Annotated in this window: 13 protein-coding genes; 6 read left to right on the forward strand and 7 right to left on the reverse strand. The window is 64.5% G+C overall.

The features are described from left to right. Nucleotides 1-298 precede the first annotated feature (298 nt). The 6 genes from LK535_RS11895 to LK535_RS11920 form a co-directional block, all read right to left on the reverse strand. Entirely contained in the window at nucleotides 299-541 is a 243-nt protein-coding gene (locus LK535_RS11895) for a helix-turn-helix domain-containing protein (RefSeq protein ID WP_227772121.1), read from the reverse strand. Between the two features lie 116 nt (nucleotides 542-657). After that, nucleotides 658-1,794, reverse strand: coding sequence for a hypothetical protein (locus LK535_RS11900; RefSeq protein ID WP_227772122.1), 1,137 nt, complete (start codon nucleotides 1,792-1,794; stop codon nucleotides 658-660). A 35-nt stretch (nucleotides 1,795-1,829) separates the two neighbouring features. Then, nucleotides 1,830-3,554: a hypothetical protein gene (locus LK535_RS11905; RefSeq protein ID WP_227772123.1), complete on the reverse strand. Its 1,725-nt coding sequence runs from the start codon at nucleotides 3,552-3,554 to the stop codon at nucleotides 1,830-1,832. Then, nucleotides 3,555-4,913, reverse strand: coding sequence for a hypothetical protein (locus LK535_RS11910; RefSeq protein WP_227772124.1), 1,359 nt, complete (start codon nucleotides 4,911-4,913; stop codon nucleotides 3,555-3,557). Then, nucleotides 4,910-5,812, reverse strand: coding sequence for a hypothetical protein (locus tag LK535_RS11915; RefSeq protein WP_227772125.1), 903 nt, complete (start codon nucleotides 5,810-5,812; stop codon nucleotides 4,910-4,912). The genes LK535_RS11910 and LK535_RS11915 overlap by 4 nt, the downstream gene beginning before the upstream one ends. A gap of 35 nt (nucleotides 5,813-5,847) precedes the next feature. Then, the gene (locus LK535_RS11920; protein WP_227772126.1) at nucleotides 5,848-6,777 is read right to left on the reverse strand and encodes a hypothetical protein; all 930 of its coding nucleotides are present in this window, start codon (nucleotides 6,775-6,777) and stop codon (nucleotides 5,848-5,850) included. A 506-nt stretch (nucleotides 6,778-7,283) separates the two neighbouring features. Between LK535_RS11920 and LK535_RS11925 the strand changes: the two genes are divergently transcribed. After that, the gene (locus tag LK535_RS11925; RefSeq protein WP_227772127.1) at nucleotides 7,284-9,614 is read left to right on the forward strand and encodes a TonB-dependent receptor; all 2,331 of its coding nucleotides are present in this window, start codon (nucleotides 7,284-7,286) and stop codon (nucleotides 9,612-9,614) included. Between the two features lie 10 nt (nucleotides 9,615-9,624). Next, nucleotides 9,625-11,277: an alkaline phosphatase D family protein gene (locus LK535_RS11930; protein ID WP_227772128.1), complete on the forward strand. Its 1,653-nt coding sequence runs from the start codon at nucleotides 9,625-9,627 to the stop codon at nucleotides 11,275-11,277. A gap of 42 nt (nucleotides 11,278-11,319) precedes the next feature. Here the strand turns inward: LK535_RS11930 and LK535_RS11935 are convergent, their stop codons facing one another. Then, complete coding sequence (locus LK535_RS11935) at nucleotides 11,320-11,955, reverse strand: YoaK family protein (protein WP_227772129.1); 636 nt, start codon at nucleotides 11,953-11,955, stop codon at nucleotides 11,320-11,322. A 186-nt stretch (nucleotides 11,956-12,141) separates the two neighbouring features. Here LK535_RS11935 and LK535_RS11940 point away from each other — a divergent pair, with 186 nt between their 5' ends. The 4 genes from LK535_RS11940 to LK535_RS11955 all read left to right on the forward strand — a co-directional run bounded on the left by LK535_RS11940 (nucleotide 12,142) and on the right by LK535_RS11955 (nucleotide 15,781). Beyond that, complete coding sequence (locus tag LK535_RS11940; RefSeq protein WP_227772130.1) at nucleotides 12,142-12,786, forward strand: flavin reductase family protein; 645 nt, start codon at nucleotides 12,142-12,144, stop codon at nucleotides 12,784-12,786. A 26-nt stretch (nucleotides 12,787-12,812) separates the two neighbouring features. After that, nucleotides 12,813-13,691 carry a LysR family transcriptional regulator gene (locus LK535_RS11945; protein WP_227772281.1) on the forward strand — a complete coding sequence of 293 codons (879 nt, stop codon included), beginning with the start codon at nucleotides 12,813-12,815 and terminating at the stop codon, nucleotides 13,689-13,691. A 101-nt stretch (nucleotides 13,692-13,792) separates the two neighbouring features. Next, nucleotides 13,793-15,037 carry an acyl-CoA dehydrogenase family protein gene (locus LK535_RS11950; RefSeq protein ID WP_227772131.1) on the forward strand — a complete coding sequence of 415 codons (1,245 nt, stop codon included), beginning with the start codon at nucleotides 13,793-13,795 and terminating at the stop codon, nucleotides 15,035-15,037. Between the two features lie 351 nt (nucleotides 15,038-15,388). Next, nucleotides 15,389-15,781: a DUF983 domain-containing protein gene (locus LK535_RS11955; protein ID WP_227772282.1), complete on the forward strand. Its 393-nt coding sequence runs from the start codon at nucleotides 15,389-15,391 to the stop codon at nucleotides 15,779-15,781. The last annotated feature ends 22 nt before the right edge of the window (nucleotides 15,782-15,803 follow it).

Here is a 15,803-nt window from a genome sequence, read left to right on the forward strand (position 1 = left end):
GACCATCTCGAGACTTGAGTGAAGCCTCGCGTGGTCGGTGAGGGGGTCCGCGGCTGTCATCACTACGCACGCTGCACCGAGGACGGAGCTGAACTGGGCCTTTGGCACCCTCCGCCGGTTCTACATCGCCCGTTTCTTGTGCAGCGCTGGTGCTTGGTCCCACGGTCACGCTGCAAACCAAAGCTCGCACACCTAACAAAGCAGGCCGGTGACCCCTTGCGGTTCGTCATTCTTCTATGTCTGGCTCCATTCGCTTCGGCGCCATCTGACAACAACGCAAACCACCCTCTTGATCGGCTTAGCCGTGAGCCTGTTGCCCGCAGGTCAGCACCAAGCGGCAGAGTTCAATACGTCCGTTGATATCGAGCTTGGCGAACACGCGCCGCAAGTGCGTCGATACGGTCCAGTGGCTAATCCCAAGGTGGATCGCGACTGTCTTATTGGAAAGGCCGCGCGCCACCATTTCCGCAATCTCCCGCTCGCGCGGGGAAAGAGCGTCAAGCGAGGTCAGCAGAGCATCGTGTCGGGGCGCAACCGGCATTGCGTCGCGGTGATCCCAGGCCGCTTGCCCGGCGGAAGGCCACAGATCAGCGGGCTCCTGCCCCGCTACTTGCATTCCGGCTCGCATGTTCCGCGTCCCTGATTGCCGTTGTCATCCTAGGCCGACAGCCCGCGCGAGACCCGTGCCGCCGGCCGGAACGTCACCACATTGTCCCGGCCAGGCCCGGGCTGATTGCGTAGCCCCAACGACTCCGCGCTGGTCAGCCAGTCGTCGCAGGCATCGACGATCGCTTCGAGCAGCGATTCAAAGTCGATCCGCACTGTGTTGAGGAGGTAATCCTCTGCCAGCCAGCGCAGGATCTCCCGACCGGTCACGGCCATCCGGCTACGTTGCGAGGTCACAGGTATCTCCTTCAGATACCGTTTCATGATCTCCTCCAGAGCATCCCACGCGTTGTCGGCGCCAAAGAGGTTGATGACATCATTCGAGCCAAGGATATCGAACGCCTCCTGCAACAGCGTCATCACTTCACTGCGCAGCACCGCGACATGGCCGTAGGATACCTGTTTGAGATTGTGGCGAAGGTCGAGCCCGGACCGACGCACCACCGCCATGCTGCCGAACGTCTCGCGCCCACCATCGGGACGAAGCACCTCCGACACCCGCTTGTCCTCGAAGAAGCGTGACACATGCTGGCAGAAGGTGCTCAGCAGCGCATGGAAGGCGGTGTTCGGTTCTGCGCCGCTGGGAGGCAGCGATTCCGTATATCCAAACACCTTCCGATACACGGATCGGCGCTCGCGCTGGGTGTAGCGTAGCACGCGCTTGCGATCGAACTGGTATAGCGAAAGCGCACCTGGCCCGTCCGACAAACGCACTTCGCCAGACTGGAACAGCTGCTGAAGCTTCAGCACGCCGCGGAACACGCCGGCCCGCTCATGCTGGTATATGTAGTATAGGTCCGCAACCGCTGTGAGCCGGTCGCGGCTGATCTGGTCGTCATACGTGGGAACGAGCGGCGCTGGACGCACCTCGTCCAGCCGGCTGGCGACACGATCGCCCAGGCCGATCAGGCTGGCGAGGCCACCATCGTCCTCCGGAGCACCAGGGACTGCCTTCAGCGCGTCCATCAGGAGCGTTTCGGCATCGCTGATATATTGGTTGATAAGCTCGGCCTGGGCAGGCGTCTTGGCCAGCTCGTCGCGCGCGTCACGAACCATGGTGGCCCGTAGCGCCTGGAGTTTCGCGAGGAGGTCGTTCAGCTCACCGAGGGTTTGCGGATTGTTGGCCATGATGTGCGGCTCCGGTTCGAGAACAACGCATGGTATCAATCGTCGCTGTCACTGCCCTGCTTGCCGGCAAGGACATTCGCCTGCTCGCTTGCCGACGCGAGATAGCCAGCAAGCTCCAGCAGCTGGATGCGTGGCAGCGGCCGTGACAGACCCAGGCGGCGACTTTCGGCGAAGCGCCCCGCGGCCTTGGAGAGGCTGTCCAGCTCACCGGCGAGCAATTGCGCCTGATTGCGTCGCAGCGTGGCGGCGCGGTTCTCTGCGCCGGCATAGGCAAGCGCGACTGACCGAACCCAGCGGATGAACTGGCCGATCGACAGGCGCACCGTTCCCGTGTCGCTCTTGGGTTCGAGCTGGACGTCCTGTTCAGGAATGTCGGTACCCGATCGCTCCAGATAGGCTTCGAGCTGATCCGCCGAGGCGAGCGCTGCGGTCAGCAATTCCTCCAGCCGCGCCGCGGCGACGCCCAGCTGCGCACCGCTTTGACTGGCGGTCAGGCGCTTGCAGATGGACTCTTGGAGCGAGATCAGGTTGGCGAGCTCGGTACGAACCTCTTCATCGCGCACCACGCTGGTCGGTGCGCACAATTCGTCGTCGCGGAAGCTCGTCATTATGTCGATCTGCTCCTCCACGCCGGAGGCGTTGGCGAGCGCGTCGGAAAGGCGGGAGCGGGCGGTGCCGTCCACTTCCACAATCTCGGCATTGTCTAGATAGTCGCCGATCGCTTGGTTCAGCCGGCGCAGCTGGAATTTGGCGCGCGGCGGGTTCACGCCCATCGGATCGCGTGCGGTCTCAACAAGGGCGTCCAGCTCACGCCGGATGACCTCTCGCTCCACCGAGCCTTCGGTCCATGGTGAGGCAAGCTGAAAGCGCGCCATACTGGGCAAGCGATCGAGGATGCCGAGCAGCGCATCCGCCTCGGCACGGAGCAGGTTGGCGTTCACCAGACCGCGCCCGCGCAGCAGCTGGCTTGAGCCATAGGGGTCGCGGCTGAAGGGCTGTGGATCAGTGCGCTGGTATACGCGGTTGCCGTCCCTGTCCCGCGAACTGAAATTGCGGGACAGCGCGTCGATTAATCGTGCGCGGGCGGCATCCGGATTGCTGCTCGCCGGCAACTGAACGCCGTCATGCGGAAGACCGATAGAATCCAGTGTGGCCGCCATTTGATCTGACACCGTGTCGAAACGGCGCCCTGACGTACGCCCCGGCCCCATCGATCCACCGCCCAGAAGCGCAACCGCGGCGGCGATCTCGCTCACGTCGCTAAACTGCCGTCCGACCGGATCGTCCGTCGTGCTCATGACAATTGCCTCCTTCACATCCAGGCCGGGCGACACCGCCACGATCGTTTCAGCAAGTTCGCCGCAGCTCTTCTGCAGCGCCTCGAAGTGGCGCTCGGTAAGTGACCAGAGTGCGGCGCTCTGACCGGCCGCGCCGTCGCCTTGCAGCTCCCGGTCCAGGTCATCGGAATTGTCGCGGCTCAGCACGCCGTCGCGGAGCACGTCGCACAATTCCACCGCGTGGCTGACTGCCGCGCCGGGTCGCTCGTCTGCCAGCGCCGCCAGCGCCTCCGTTCCTCGTCGCTCGGCCAACCGCAGCCCTTCGATCAGATTGGCGAGCAACCGGGTGTCGCCGCGTTGCCGCAGCTTGCCGATCGGCAGGCGCGCCTGTCGGATCTGCCGCAACACGGCTTCCAGAACCTCGCGGAAACCGGAAAGCGGCAGTGCGTCCGTTTCCTGTGCGGATAGGGGGGCGTCGATCATTCAACCTCTCCCCAACGCTGCATAGAAGTTGCGCGCCAGCACCTCTGGCGGCGTCTTTGCCCAAGCTAGCGCCTGGCGCACCGCGGCGATCAAGAACCGCTCCGGCAGGACGCCGGTGTCCATTCCCACCTGCAGCCGCTCCGCCGCTTCGCGCACCAGCATGGCGTGTTTGGGCTCGAACCGGATGACATCCGCAAGCGCCTTGCCGCCATATTGGTTAAACGGCTGAAAACAGATAGCATCGAGCACGGCATCGATTTGTTCGTTCAGCCGTGCGCGAACCCAATCAGGGATCGATGTCCAGACGGCAGGCGGGTAGAGGGCGTCCCAGGCACGGCGGAACGCCCGTGCGTCCCCGCCGAACCCAATCCGCTCGAGCAGCCGAAGCCCGAGCGGGACGCGGATCACCGGCGTCGGATGAACTGCCTCATCGTTCCAGGCGGCGCTCGACTCTCGTGAACGCCCGACCACGTCCATCAGCGAGCCGACGTACGCCGGCCCGATCAGCAGCACGCCGGCGAGATCCGCATAGGTTTCTTTATGCCAGCGCTGCCACACCGCGGCATTACGGGCCGGCAGAGCCTTTGCCTTGAACTGCGCCCCGATGCGGCCAGGCATCACTTCCCAAAGACCAAGATCGCTTTGAAGATTGTGCGCCACCTCATGCGGCACGGCTCCCAGCGACCAAGGGTTGAGCAAGCGGTGATAGGGTACCTTCACCAGTGGAAATGGATTGGGCTGCCGGCCGAGCCGCGCCAGCCGAACCCCGCGGCGGAAGGTGGCAGGGCCGAAGCCGGTTTCCATATAGGAGAACGGTGAGGGCGACGGGATGGAACGCGCGCGGCCGAGACCGAGGTAGACGGCCTGATAGCAATCGAGCGCTACCCGATCGAGCGCACCCAGCCAGTTGGCAAAAGGTCCGGTGCGCTGGCCGAACATGTTGAGATAAAATTCCCAGACCTGCTCTGTCTCGCGCGCCAGCGTTTCGCTGCGCTCCTTGAGGGTCAGCAGCGCGTCACGCTCGGTATCGCCTCTGGTCAGCACGTTTCGCGCATGGATTGCCAGCTTTCGTTCCTCGCGCTCCTGACGCAGCCGGGCGGCGGCGATCATCCGGTTCACCGCATCAAGATGAGCGGCGCTGGGGGACGATGGGCCGGTGCCGAACTCGCCCGCGCGGAACGGACGCAAGCCATTCACGTACCGACGTGAATTGACGGCCGTTCGCCAAGCAAAATAGGTCAGAGCGGCAGGCGGGGTGCTCAGAGCGAGCGTGGCAATCGGACGCGTAGCGACGCGCGCTGCCGCCGTGCTTCTGCGTTCCACGAGCGCATGGCTTGGAAGGAGGGCAGGGCTGGTCATGATGCCACATCCAGACCGCTCGGCCATTGACCGATCGGCCGCCCTACATTGCGGGCTTCGCTCTCCTGCTCGCGCAGGATGGAGGCGGCGGACAAGAATTGGCTGATCAGCTTGGCGGCTGCTTCGATCGCTTGCTGGTCGATGATCCCGACACGATTGGCCGCGACGGCGAGGGCCGAGGAGATTGCCGCGTTCAGAACCGTATCGGTCAGGGAAGAGGAACCATCGGCGTCGCTCAACAGCTTGCCGAGAATCTGCACGAAATCGCTGGACGCGCTGGATATGAGTAAGTTGACGATTTGCGGCGGGTAGCGGCGCGGGCTCAGCGCCACTTCCACGCCCTTGCGAAAGGCAGGGAGCGCCATGCGACGATAGCGGGTCAGCATGGCGTGGCGATGGTCGCGCTTGCTCCTCGCCGCCTGGCCTCGCATTTGGGCGCGAGTGGTGCGAAGCCGGTCCACGCGGATGCGTTCGCGCGAGGGCGGAAGGCCGCCGCGCTGGCGGGCACCCGGCCGCAGCTCCTCGTCAGGTTCGCCCGGCGCTCGGGGCAGCAGCTCGGTATTGCCCTTGCCCCTTGGCGTCGGCAGCCCCAAGCCCGGCAGGGTGTCTGTTCTGCCGGGCCGGCTCGCAAGCAACTGACGCGCGTGGGTCAGCATCGCCGACGCCCGTCCCAGCGCCTGCCGCCGAGCGCCATCCAGTTGTGGAGCGATGGGCGCCAGAGCGCCGAGCCGCCATTGCAGCTTGGCGACGAAATTGCCCTGCACCTCGCGAGTGACACCAAGCCGCCGCGCGGCGTATTGACGCGGGGTCATGTTCGCCGCTGTTGCCGCGTAATGCCTGGCATTGACCAAGGCGAGCCCTGCGTCACTCACCAGTCGGTCGACATCCTCGACTCTCACGGCTCGTCTCCCCACTTTTACGGGGTGGATCCAGTTTAGAAGAACCGCTCCGCAGCGGCCACGGCTTTCTTGTCGATACCCCGCTTTTTGGTCGCATTGTCGGCGAGTGCCTTCGCTATCACCTGGGGATTGGAAAGCGTGCGGCTGGCATGACGCGCCATCACCCGGACTGCTGTGCGCGGCGTGACTGGCCGGCCGGACTGGACCTTGCGAGTCAGGGTCGCGACCGTCTTTTTCTGAATGGTCGGCAGGGTCCGGATCAAAGCCTTTGCCCGCGGGTCGCGACTAGTGGCGAGACGCCGGGCGACATCGCTGCCGGCCTTTGCCAGAACCGGCATGACCGCCTTCACCGGAAGCGGTGCCCGGCTCGCAATCGTCACGGTTAGCGCGGAACCGAGCGCGCTGGCATCAAGCGGCGTTGACCGGGCCGCGGCCGCCGCCATTGCCTCCGAGAGCTGGTCGTCCGTGGCAGGCACGCGCACGGGTGCGTTCAGCTCGTCCTCGGTTTCCCCTTCGTCCTCCGACTCCATGTTTTTGACGAAGCCCCCCAGCTTGCCGCCGATCGCAGCACCGGCGGGGCCGCCAAGCGCTCCGCCGATGACGCTGCCAATGGCTGGTGCAAACTTCTTGGCGATCGGAGCCACGACCTTGGCGGCTTTCTTTGCCGCGCTCCAGATCTTCCCAAAGAACGGGTCTCCTTCCATGTCCCCGAATTGATCGAACTGGTCAAACGGCTCGAACTGGTCGAAGCTTTCGCCCTCCCAGGCTTCCTGGTCGAAGCCATCAAAGCCATCAAAGCCATCATATCCATCGGCGCCGCTGCCGCCGCTGAGCGATTCATATTCAGCAAGCGCGCCATTGCCGCCGCCATTCTCGCTCTCGGCCTGCATAAAGCCGTACCCGTCTGCTTCATTCAGCTCAAAGGGGTCGGCCTCCATCTCGCCATAGGTCTGGGTTTCGTACATGGTCTGGGCTCCTCCGCACGATACGGCTTGAGCTTGGGAGGCCGACCCTCTCGGCCGACTCCGAAGTCGACGAGTAGGATCGCTCCGTTGGTCGGCACCGGACTAGTCGCACCGACCAACTACCCCGTTCATGGTAGCTCATTCACACGGGCGGTGCGGCAGAGAAATCGACCAAAAGAAGAACCGTTAGCGGCCGGATCTCGGCACCTGAGCTTGTTAGGGGTGACTGATCGCGACATTGGCTGGCAGGAACTGCGGGAGCGCTAGCCCGACCTACGCGGGCGTGCAGAGTGCGAGAAGTCAGCGCGACTTATCTCACCCGCGTTGCGCGGGGAGCGCAAGGCAGCCGATCGACCGTTAGTTCAGGGCCACGGCACCGCCCCAGTTCCTGTCGGCCCGGGCCGCCCGCTCCCCTAAAATGAACGAGGGTCGCGCAATCGTAACCAAGCCGCCGCCGCCGTTTAACATTCCTTGTCCAACCGCCCAGAACCAACTCGGGGGACAAGATGACCTATCGGATTTCGTTCGCGGCTCTGCTCGCCACCACCGCGTTCGTGAGCGCGCCGGCACCGGCGCAAAGCGCGCTTCAGGACCCGGCCACTTCGGAAAGCCAAGGGGGCGACATCATCGTCACCGCGCAGAAGATCGAGCAGCGCGTAACCGATGTGCCAATCACCATCTCTGCGGTGACCGGAGAACGCATGGCGGAAATCGGCGTGAGCGATCTCGATGAACTGTCCAACTACATCCCCGGGCTCAACATCCAGGAGCAGAGCGCTAACAATCCGGGCATCGTCATTCGCGGCATCACCTCGGATTCCGGATCGTCGCAGCAGGGCCCTCGCGTCACCCTTTATTACAACGGCGTCGATATCTCCCGCTCGCGCGGTTCGTATCAGGCGATCTACGATCTCGAGCGCGTTGAGGTGATCAAGGGGCCGCAGGCAACTTTGTTCGGCACTGCTTCCGCGGTTGGTGCGATCAGCCTCACGTCCGCTCGTCCCCGCGCGGGTTTTTCCGGAGCGCTCACGGCTGGCTACGGCAATTACGACGCCACGTTGCTGTCTGGCTTCATTAATGCGGGCTCCGACACGGTGGCTGGCCGATTGGCCTTCGAGTGGAAGAAACGCGACGGCTATGTCGAGAATTTGTCGCCACGCCAGGATGAGGATCTGTATTCGCAGGATCAGCTCGGCGTGCGCGCCTCGCTTCGCTTCACGCCCAGCGATGCACTGACCGTCGACCTGATCGGCACCTATGATCAGCAGCGCAACGGCGGGACCCCCTTCATCTCGCGCGTGCTGCCGACAGAGGCTGGACCCGGCAACCCGTTTGCCAAGGCACATCTCGGTGGTTCGCCGCTGTCGGCGCAGGTGCTTGGTGATGACCAGCTGGGCCTCAACCGAGAGGTGTACGACCTGAATCTCACTGCCAGCTATGAATTCGCGCCCGGCTTCACCTTCACGACGGTGAATGGCTACCGCCGGTTCGACAGCCGCGAGGTCTTCGATGCCGATGGCTCAGCAGCCTGGTTCCTCGAGTTTGCTGAGATCGCCAAGGGCTGGCAGGCCACCCACGAGGGGCGCTTCTCTTACGCCGATCCGCAGTGGCGCGCGTCGTTTGGCTGGAACGTCTTTGTCGAGGACAATTACCAGAACGTGCCCTTCTCCTCGGAGGAAGGCACCTTCCTGCAATGCGCGTCAGTGCTTCAGGGTGCACCGCTGATCCCGGGTCCCGGCTGTATCAACGCGGCTGGCGTCGTCACCGCAGCGCAGGCCACCGCGCTGGCTTCTCGCGGCGCGGCCAGCCAGATTCCTTATTCCTCGGAATTCGAGAACCAGGGCGAGAACGATAGCTACTCCATGTTCGCGGATGCGACCTGGATCCCCGCCGCCTCGCTTGAACTTACTGCTGGCGTTCGCCTGCTGATCGAACAGCGAAAGTCGGGCTTTTTTGCCCGCGTTCCGCGTCCTGTCTTGAACCCCGCCGCAACCTCGCTTGTCCCCGGCCAGATCGATACCGGTGGGCAGACCTTCACCGCCCAACAATCCTATGCGGCAGTGCTGCCGCGCTTTAACGCTCTGTACCGCCTGAACGCGGACGTGAACGTCTTCGGCACGATCTCCAAGGGGCGCCGCTCTCCGGTGGTACAGCTTGGCGCTCGCCTCGCCAGTGGCCGCGGCGTTCCCAACCTTCAGCTCGTTCCGGAAGAAAATGTCTGGAATTACGAGGTCGGGCTCAAGGGGGCGCTTGGCCCGGTCTCGGGTTCGCTGGGCGTCTATTACCAGAAGTATGACGGCTTCCAGGTGAGCGTACTGCAACCGAACGGAACATCGCTCACGCAGAGCGCCGGAACGGCAAGCAATCTTGGCGTGGAAGCCGAGCTCAATGTGCGTCCCGCGTCGTGGCTGAACGTGTTCGGCAATCTTGGATATATCGACGGCGGCATCGACGAAAACGACCGCTTCGCCTCGACCTTCTCCGGGGCGCGTTTCCGCCTCCAGCCCCAATGGCAAGCGGCAGCCGGCTTCACCATCAACGCGCCATTGGGTGGCGGCATGCGCTTCTTCGCGACTCCCACGGTCACCTACCGCAGCCGCATCTTCTTTGAAGTGCCTAACAACATCGCCTTGTCACAAGGGCCTGTCACGCTGGTTAACGCGCGCGCCGGCGTCAGCTTTGCCGACGAGCGCTTCGAACTGGCGGGCTTTGTGCGCAACGCGACGAACGAACGCTATTTACTTGACGCCGGAAACACCGGTGGCAGCTTCCGAACGCCGACCTTCATTCCGGCGGAGCCGCGCTTCTACGGCGTCCAGCTCACCGGCCGTTTCTGAGGACACGGGAATGACGCTCAATCGACGCAACGCTCTTGCCCTGATTGGCAGCAGTGCGGCACTCGGGCTTCCCGGAGCCGGACAAGCCGCAGACGGTGCCACGATCCGCTTCGACCATGGTGTTGCCAGTGGGGATCCGGCTGCGGATGGCGCGGTCATATGGACTCGGGTGACGCTGGCGACGGGCGCTGGCGATGTTCCGATCACATGGCATGTCGCCACGTCGGCGGACGGCGCTCCCGTCGCCTCGGGCCAAGCGACCGCACGATTCGCCGCTGATCATACAGTGAAGGTGGAGGTGGCGCGGCTGAAGCCGGGCCGCGACTATTGGTACTGGTTCACCGGGTCAGCGGGAGAACGCTCGCCCACTGGCCGTTTTCGCACGTTGCCGGTGGGCGCGGTGGACGATCTCGTGCTCGCGGTCGCATCGTGCCAGCTCTATCCCGGCGGTCTGTTCAACGCTTATGCCGATTTGGCGACGCTGCCGCGGCTTGATGCGGTTCTGCACCTTGGCGACTATATCTATGAATATGGCGCCGAGGGTTATGGTGGCGAGATCGGACGCAAGCTCGGGCGCTTACCCGATCCGCCGCACGAAATCCTGAGCCTTGCCGACTACCGGCGTCGCCATGCGCAGGTGAAGGCCGATCCCGACATGCAGGCAGCGCATGCCCGCGCAGCGTTCATCTGTGTCTGGGACGATCACGAAGTCGCGAATGACGGCTGGATCGGCGGCGCGGAAAACCACGATCCTGCAACCGAAGGGGATTGGAAAGCCCGCAAGGCAGCGGCGATGCAGGCGTATTTCGAGTGGATGCCGATCCGTGATCCCAAGGGCGGAAGGTCATGGGAAGCGATCAACCGCAGCTTCGAATTCGGCGATCTGGCGACCCTCGCCATGGTGGAAACGCGCTTGCTTGCGCGTTCCAAACAGGCCGAGGTGAAGGGCGGGGCGCCGGGACCCGAGCAGTTTGCGGACGTGATGGCGGAGCGCGCCAGACCGGATCGTGAATTGCTCGGCCCTGATCAGCAACGTTGGCTTGAGGAGGTGCTGGCGGCGTCGGTTCGTGCGAACAAGCCTTGGCAAGTGCTCGGCAATCAAGTGATCATGGCACGCGTCGCTGGTCCGGATCTGACGGCGGAGCCCTATGCTGCCACCTTTGGAGCCCGGATCGCCAAGCTGCCGCCGGTCTATCGCGAGCGGCTTCAGCAGGCCGCCGCAGGGTACAAGGCGGGTCTGCCGTTCAACTTCGATGCGTGGGACGGTTATCCCGCCGCGCGAGAGCGCCTGTATGCGGCGTTCAAGCGGGCTGGCTCCAGACCGATCGTGTTGGCCGGCGATAGTCACGCCGCATGGGCAAACGACCTCTATGATGACGGCAGAGCCCTGGTCGCATCGGAATTTGGTGCGACGGCGATCACCAGCCCATCCTACGGTTCGCTTCTCCCGGGGCTTGGCAGCGTGCTTGCTGAGGTGAATCGGGAGGTCGCGTTCTGTGATCAGGACGGCAAGGGCTATACCCTGCTGACCCTTACGCGAACGGCGGCGACGGCGCAGTTCGTAACGGTGTCCACGATCCTAGCCAAGCCATTCCATCGTCAGGTGGTCGCATCCTATCGTGCGCGTCCGGGCGCGGCGCGTGTTCCGGTGGAGAAGCTTTGACGCATCAAACCGCATGGTGTGGCTGCCGCCCGCAATCGTGACTCAACCCGACGCGACGTCTCCGGTCCTCACGAGCCGTGTCGTCACGCCGGCGAGGACAATCGATGCGGCAGCTGCGCACCAGAGACTGACTTTCGGTGACCATGCAAAGCCTGCCGCACCAGCTACCCCGCCCATCACCAGCGAAAGCCAGAGCAGCAGGTAAGGCAGCCACGGCGAGTCATCCGAGCCGCGCAACCTATTTGCGACACGATGCCCGAGCTTTACCAGGGTTCCGGTCATGTAGGTGACACCGATGCCTACCTCCCCCTCGCGTCTAAAGATTGCATTGGCGGCGCCCATGGCAAGACAAAGGCAACCGAGGGCGGGCAGATGGCCCCCTGAGCTGTCCACGCCCGCGGCGGTCACGAGGAGCATGGCAACAACCAAGGTGGCGGCGGTCTTACGGTGAATGATGGTCGCGCTTTCACTGGCCAGGACGTTGAGGATGACGCCAGTGACGAACAGCGCGATGAGCGCGGCCGCCGTGATCGCCACTGACATGGCCTCGGCTATTCCGATCGCAAGTCGGGTAGAATTCCCGGTCATGAACGATACGAAGAGTCCGCCAGATTTGAGGAAGCCGATGGCGTCGACGGCGCCGGCGAGGGCGGCATATCCCATCGCCAATGCTTGCATCTCGCGATCGTACCGCAGCATCGCCGCACTCCACCCAGACCCTGTCGACCCTATGTATTCGCGCAGACCGGGAAGGCATATCGGCGCTCTGCCACCGGCGGGCTGGCTTCGTCGCTTGGTTTAGCGGCTTGCCCCGGGGGTGCCGATGGTCTTTCCTTTGCAGGAATTTAGTGGAAGGCATCGGCCATGAAATTCGTGATGGCCGATCTGCCGCCGCGGCAGCGCTACAAGCTGCTCGTCTCCACCGTCACGCCGCGGCCGATCGCGTGGGTGACGACGCGGGGCACGAACGGCGTGGTGAATGCCGCGCCCTACAGCTTCTTCAACGCGATGGGCGACGATCCGCCGCTGCTGGTGCTGGGGCTGCTGAAGGATGCGAACGGCGCCGACAAGGATACCGCGACGAACATCATCGAGACCGGCGAGTTCGTCGTGAACCTCGTCAGCGAGCAGGATGCCGAGACGATGAACCTGTCGTGCGTCGATGCACCGCGCGAGGTGAGCGAGATCGACTATGCCGGCATCGCCACCGCGCAGGCGACACGCGTCGCGCCGCCGCTGATCGCGACCGCGCCGGTGAGCTTCGAATGCGTGAAACGCGAGGTGCTGGAGATTGGCCCGCGGCAAGTGATCGCGGTCGGTGAGATCCTGGTGACGCATATCCGCGACGAGTTCATCGCCGATCCCGCGAACCTCCACATCGATACCGCCGCGATGCAGCTGATCGGGCGGATGCACGGCGCGGGCACCTATCTGCGCAACACCGACACCTTCACCATGGCGCGGCCGGCGTTCGATCCCGCGCGCGTCCCCGCGGGAGACGCGCGATAAGGCCGATCAACCGCATCGATCTCAATCTGCTCGGCACCTTCGAGGCGATCTATACGCACGGCGGGGTGACGGCGGCGGCGCGGCATCTGCATTTGTCGCAGTCGGCGATCAGTCACGCGCTCGCCCGGCTGCGTGTCGCGTTCGACGACGAACTGTTCGTGCGGGTGGGCAATGCGATCGTGCCGACCGCGCTGGCGCGCTCGATCATCGATCCGGTGCGCGACGCGCTGCAGGGGGTGGAGCAGGCGCTGGTCGCCGCGGCGCGCTTCGATCCGGCAACCTCGACGCGCGCCTTCCGCATCGGCCTGCGCCAGGCGAACGAGGCGCGCGTGTTCGCGGGCATCGTAGCGCATGTCGCGCGCGCGGCGCCGGGCGTGACGCTGGCCAGCGTCAACTTCCGCCGCAGCGAAGTGGCGGAGGAGCTGGCGCGCGGCGACCTGGACCTCGCGATCGACGTGGCGAGCGATGCGACGGTCGGCTTGCGTGCGGTGCCGCTGCAGACCGACACGATGGTGGTGGCTGCGCGGCGCGGGCACCCAAGCATCGACGGCGCGATCGACCTTGCCACCTATCTTGCCGCCGATCACGTTCAGGCGTCGCCGCGCCGCTCGGGCCCCGGGCTGGAGGACGAGGGGCTGGCGGCGCTGGGCGAGACGCGGCGAGTGGCGATCCGCTGCCAGAACATCTGGTCGGCCTGGCAGGTGGTCGCGCAGTCGGACCTGATCCTGACCCTGCTCGGCACCCATGCGGCTACGTTGCTGCCGGTGGCGGACAACCAGGTCCTGCCGCTCCCGTTCGCGATCACGCCCCGGCCGCTGCAATTGCTGTGGCACCCGGCGGCAGAGCGCGATCCCGGCAATGTCTGGCTGCGGCGACTGGTGCAGGAGCATGTCGCGGGCGCCTGAAGGCATGAACGACGCTCATGGCAGTGATCGCGGATGATCATTACCGCCGATGATCGGGGCAGCAGTAGGATCGTGGCTTTCCAGCACCAGAGTGGGGCCCCATGTCCAATATCTTCACCATTCCCGAACTAGACGACCTGCGCATGTCCGAGGGCGCCCGCCCGCTTTTCGACGCCGTGAAGGCGTTCATCCGCGACCATGTCGATCCGATCTATCCCGAGTTCGAGCGGCTCGGCGAAGAGCGCGAGGATCGCTGGAGCTTCGCACCGGGGCAGCTGGAGCTGCTGCAGGGCGCCAAGGACAAGGCCAAGGCCGCCGGCCTGTGGAATTTCTTCCTTCCCAACGCCGAGACGGGCGAGGGACTGTCGAACCTCGATTATGCCTATATCGCGGCCGAGCTCGGCAAGTCGCCGCTTGCGTCCGAAGCGCTGAACTGCTCGGCGCCCGATACGGGCAACATGGAAGTCCTTGAGCGTGTCGGCACGCCCGAGCAGAAGAAGCAATGGCTCGAGCCGCTGCTCGCCGGCGAGATCCGCTCCGCCTATGCGATGACCGAGCCCGACGTCGCTTCCTCCGACGCGAAGAACGTGCGCTGCGCCGCGCGGCTCGAGGGCGACGAATGGGTCATCAATGGTGAGAAGCACTATATCTCGGGCGCCGGCGATCCGCGCTGCAAGGTGATGATCACGATGGTGCGCACCAACCCCGATGCCCCTTCGTCACAGCAGCAGTCGCAGATCCTGGTGCCGATGGATGCGCCGGGCGTCGAGATCATCGGCGCAATGGAAGTGTTCGGCAAGGATCACGCGCCGCGCGGCCACATGCACCTCAAGTTCAACAACGTGCGCGTGCCGCGCGAGAACATCCTGCTGGGTGAGGGCCGCGGCTTCGAGATCTCGCAGGTTCGCCTCGGCCCGGGCCGTATCCACCATTGCATGCGCACGATCGGCAAGGCGGAAGTCGCGCTGGACCTGATGGTGAAGCGCGGCAATTCGCGCGAGGCGTTCGGCCGCTCGCTGATCATGCTGGGCAAGAACCTGGAGCTCGTCAGCCGCGCGCGGATCGAGATCGAGGCGATGCGCCTCATGGTGCTGAAGGCGGCGAAGGCGATGGACGTGCTGGGCAACCGCGAGGCGCGCGTCTGGGTCAGCATGGTGAAGGCGATGGTGCCGGAGAAGACCTGCCAGATCATCGACCAGGCGATCCAGATCCACGGCGCCTACGGCATGAGCCAGTTCACCCCGCTCGCAGAGCTGTATGCCGACGTCCGCCACCTGCGCTTCGCCGATGGGCCGGACGAGGTGCACCACATGGTGGTGGGTCGCAACGAGCTGGCGCTGCACTGATCGCGCGAACGCCCGATGTAGCAGGGCATCACCAGCGGAGCGCCGGGGAACAGGGCTGTTCCCCGGCGCTCCGCGTGCTGAGAGGATCACAACACGCGCCGGCTCCACAGCCGTGACGCGCGGCCGACACCCCTTTTAAGTCCTTCGGCTAGGCGGGAGCTAACGCCCGCCGTCCCGCCGCAGTGGGCCACACTAGATCCGGCGTAGTTCCGGCGCCACTTGCCGGAATGCGCCGGATGGACAATTTGTCCAATCCTGCCAGCAAATTCGCGCGCTATCTCGTCCAGCGTGGAACACAATCATCCTGTGCCTGCCGAGCACGACACCGACGGCGCCAAGTTTCGCTGGATCATGCGTTGCGGGTGGAAGGGGCTTTGTCCCCGCTGCGGGCAGGGGCGCATGTTTCGGTCGTGGCTGAAGATCGTGGATCGTTGTGGGACGTGCGGTCTCGACTATCGTTTTGCTGCGCCCGATGACGGGCCGGCGTTCTTCTCGCTGTGCGTTTGCGCGCTGCCGCTGATCGCCTTTGTCGTTTGGGTGCAAGTGGCGTTTGATCCGCCGGCATGGGTTCACCTGTTAACCTCCGTGCCGTTCATGGCGATCGGTACCTTGCTCCCATTGCGGCCGATCAAGGGATGGCTGGTCGCGTCGCAATATGTGAACCGGGCGCAGGAGGCGGGGACCCGCAAGCTCTGGGCGCAACTGCACGGCACCGATCCCGAGCGAAGCGACTTCGATCAATAGCGTCTCCTCAGCGGCGCCGTAC

Origin of the sequence: Sphingomonas sp. IC4-52, from assembly GCF_020707225.1 — a bacterium.
GTDB lineage: Bacteria > Pseudomonadota > Alphaproteobacteria > Sphingomonadales > Sphingomonadaceae > Sphingomonas.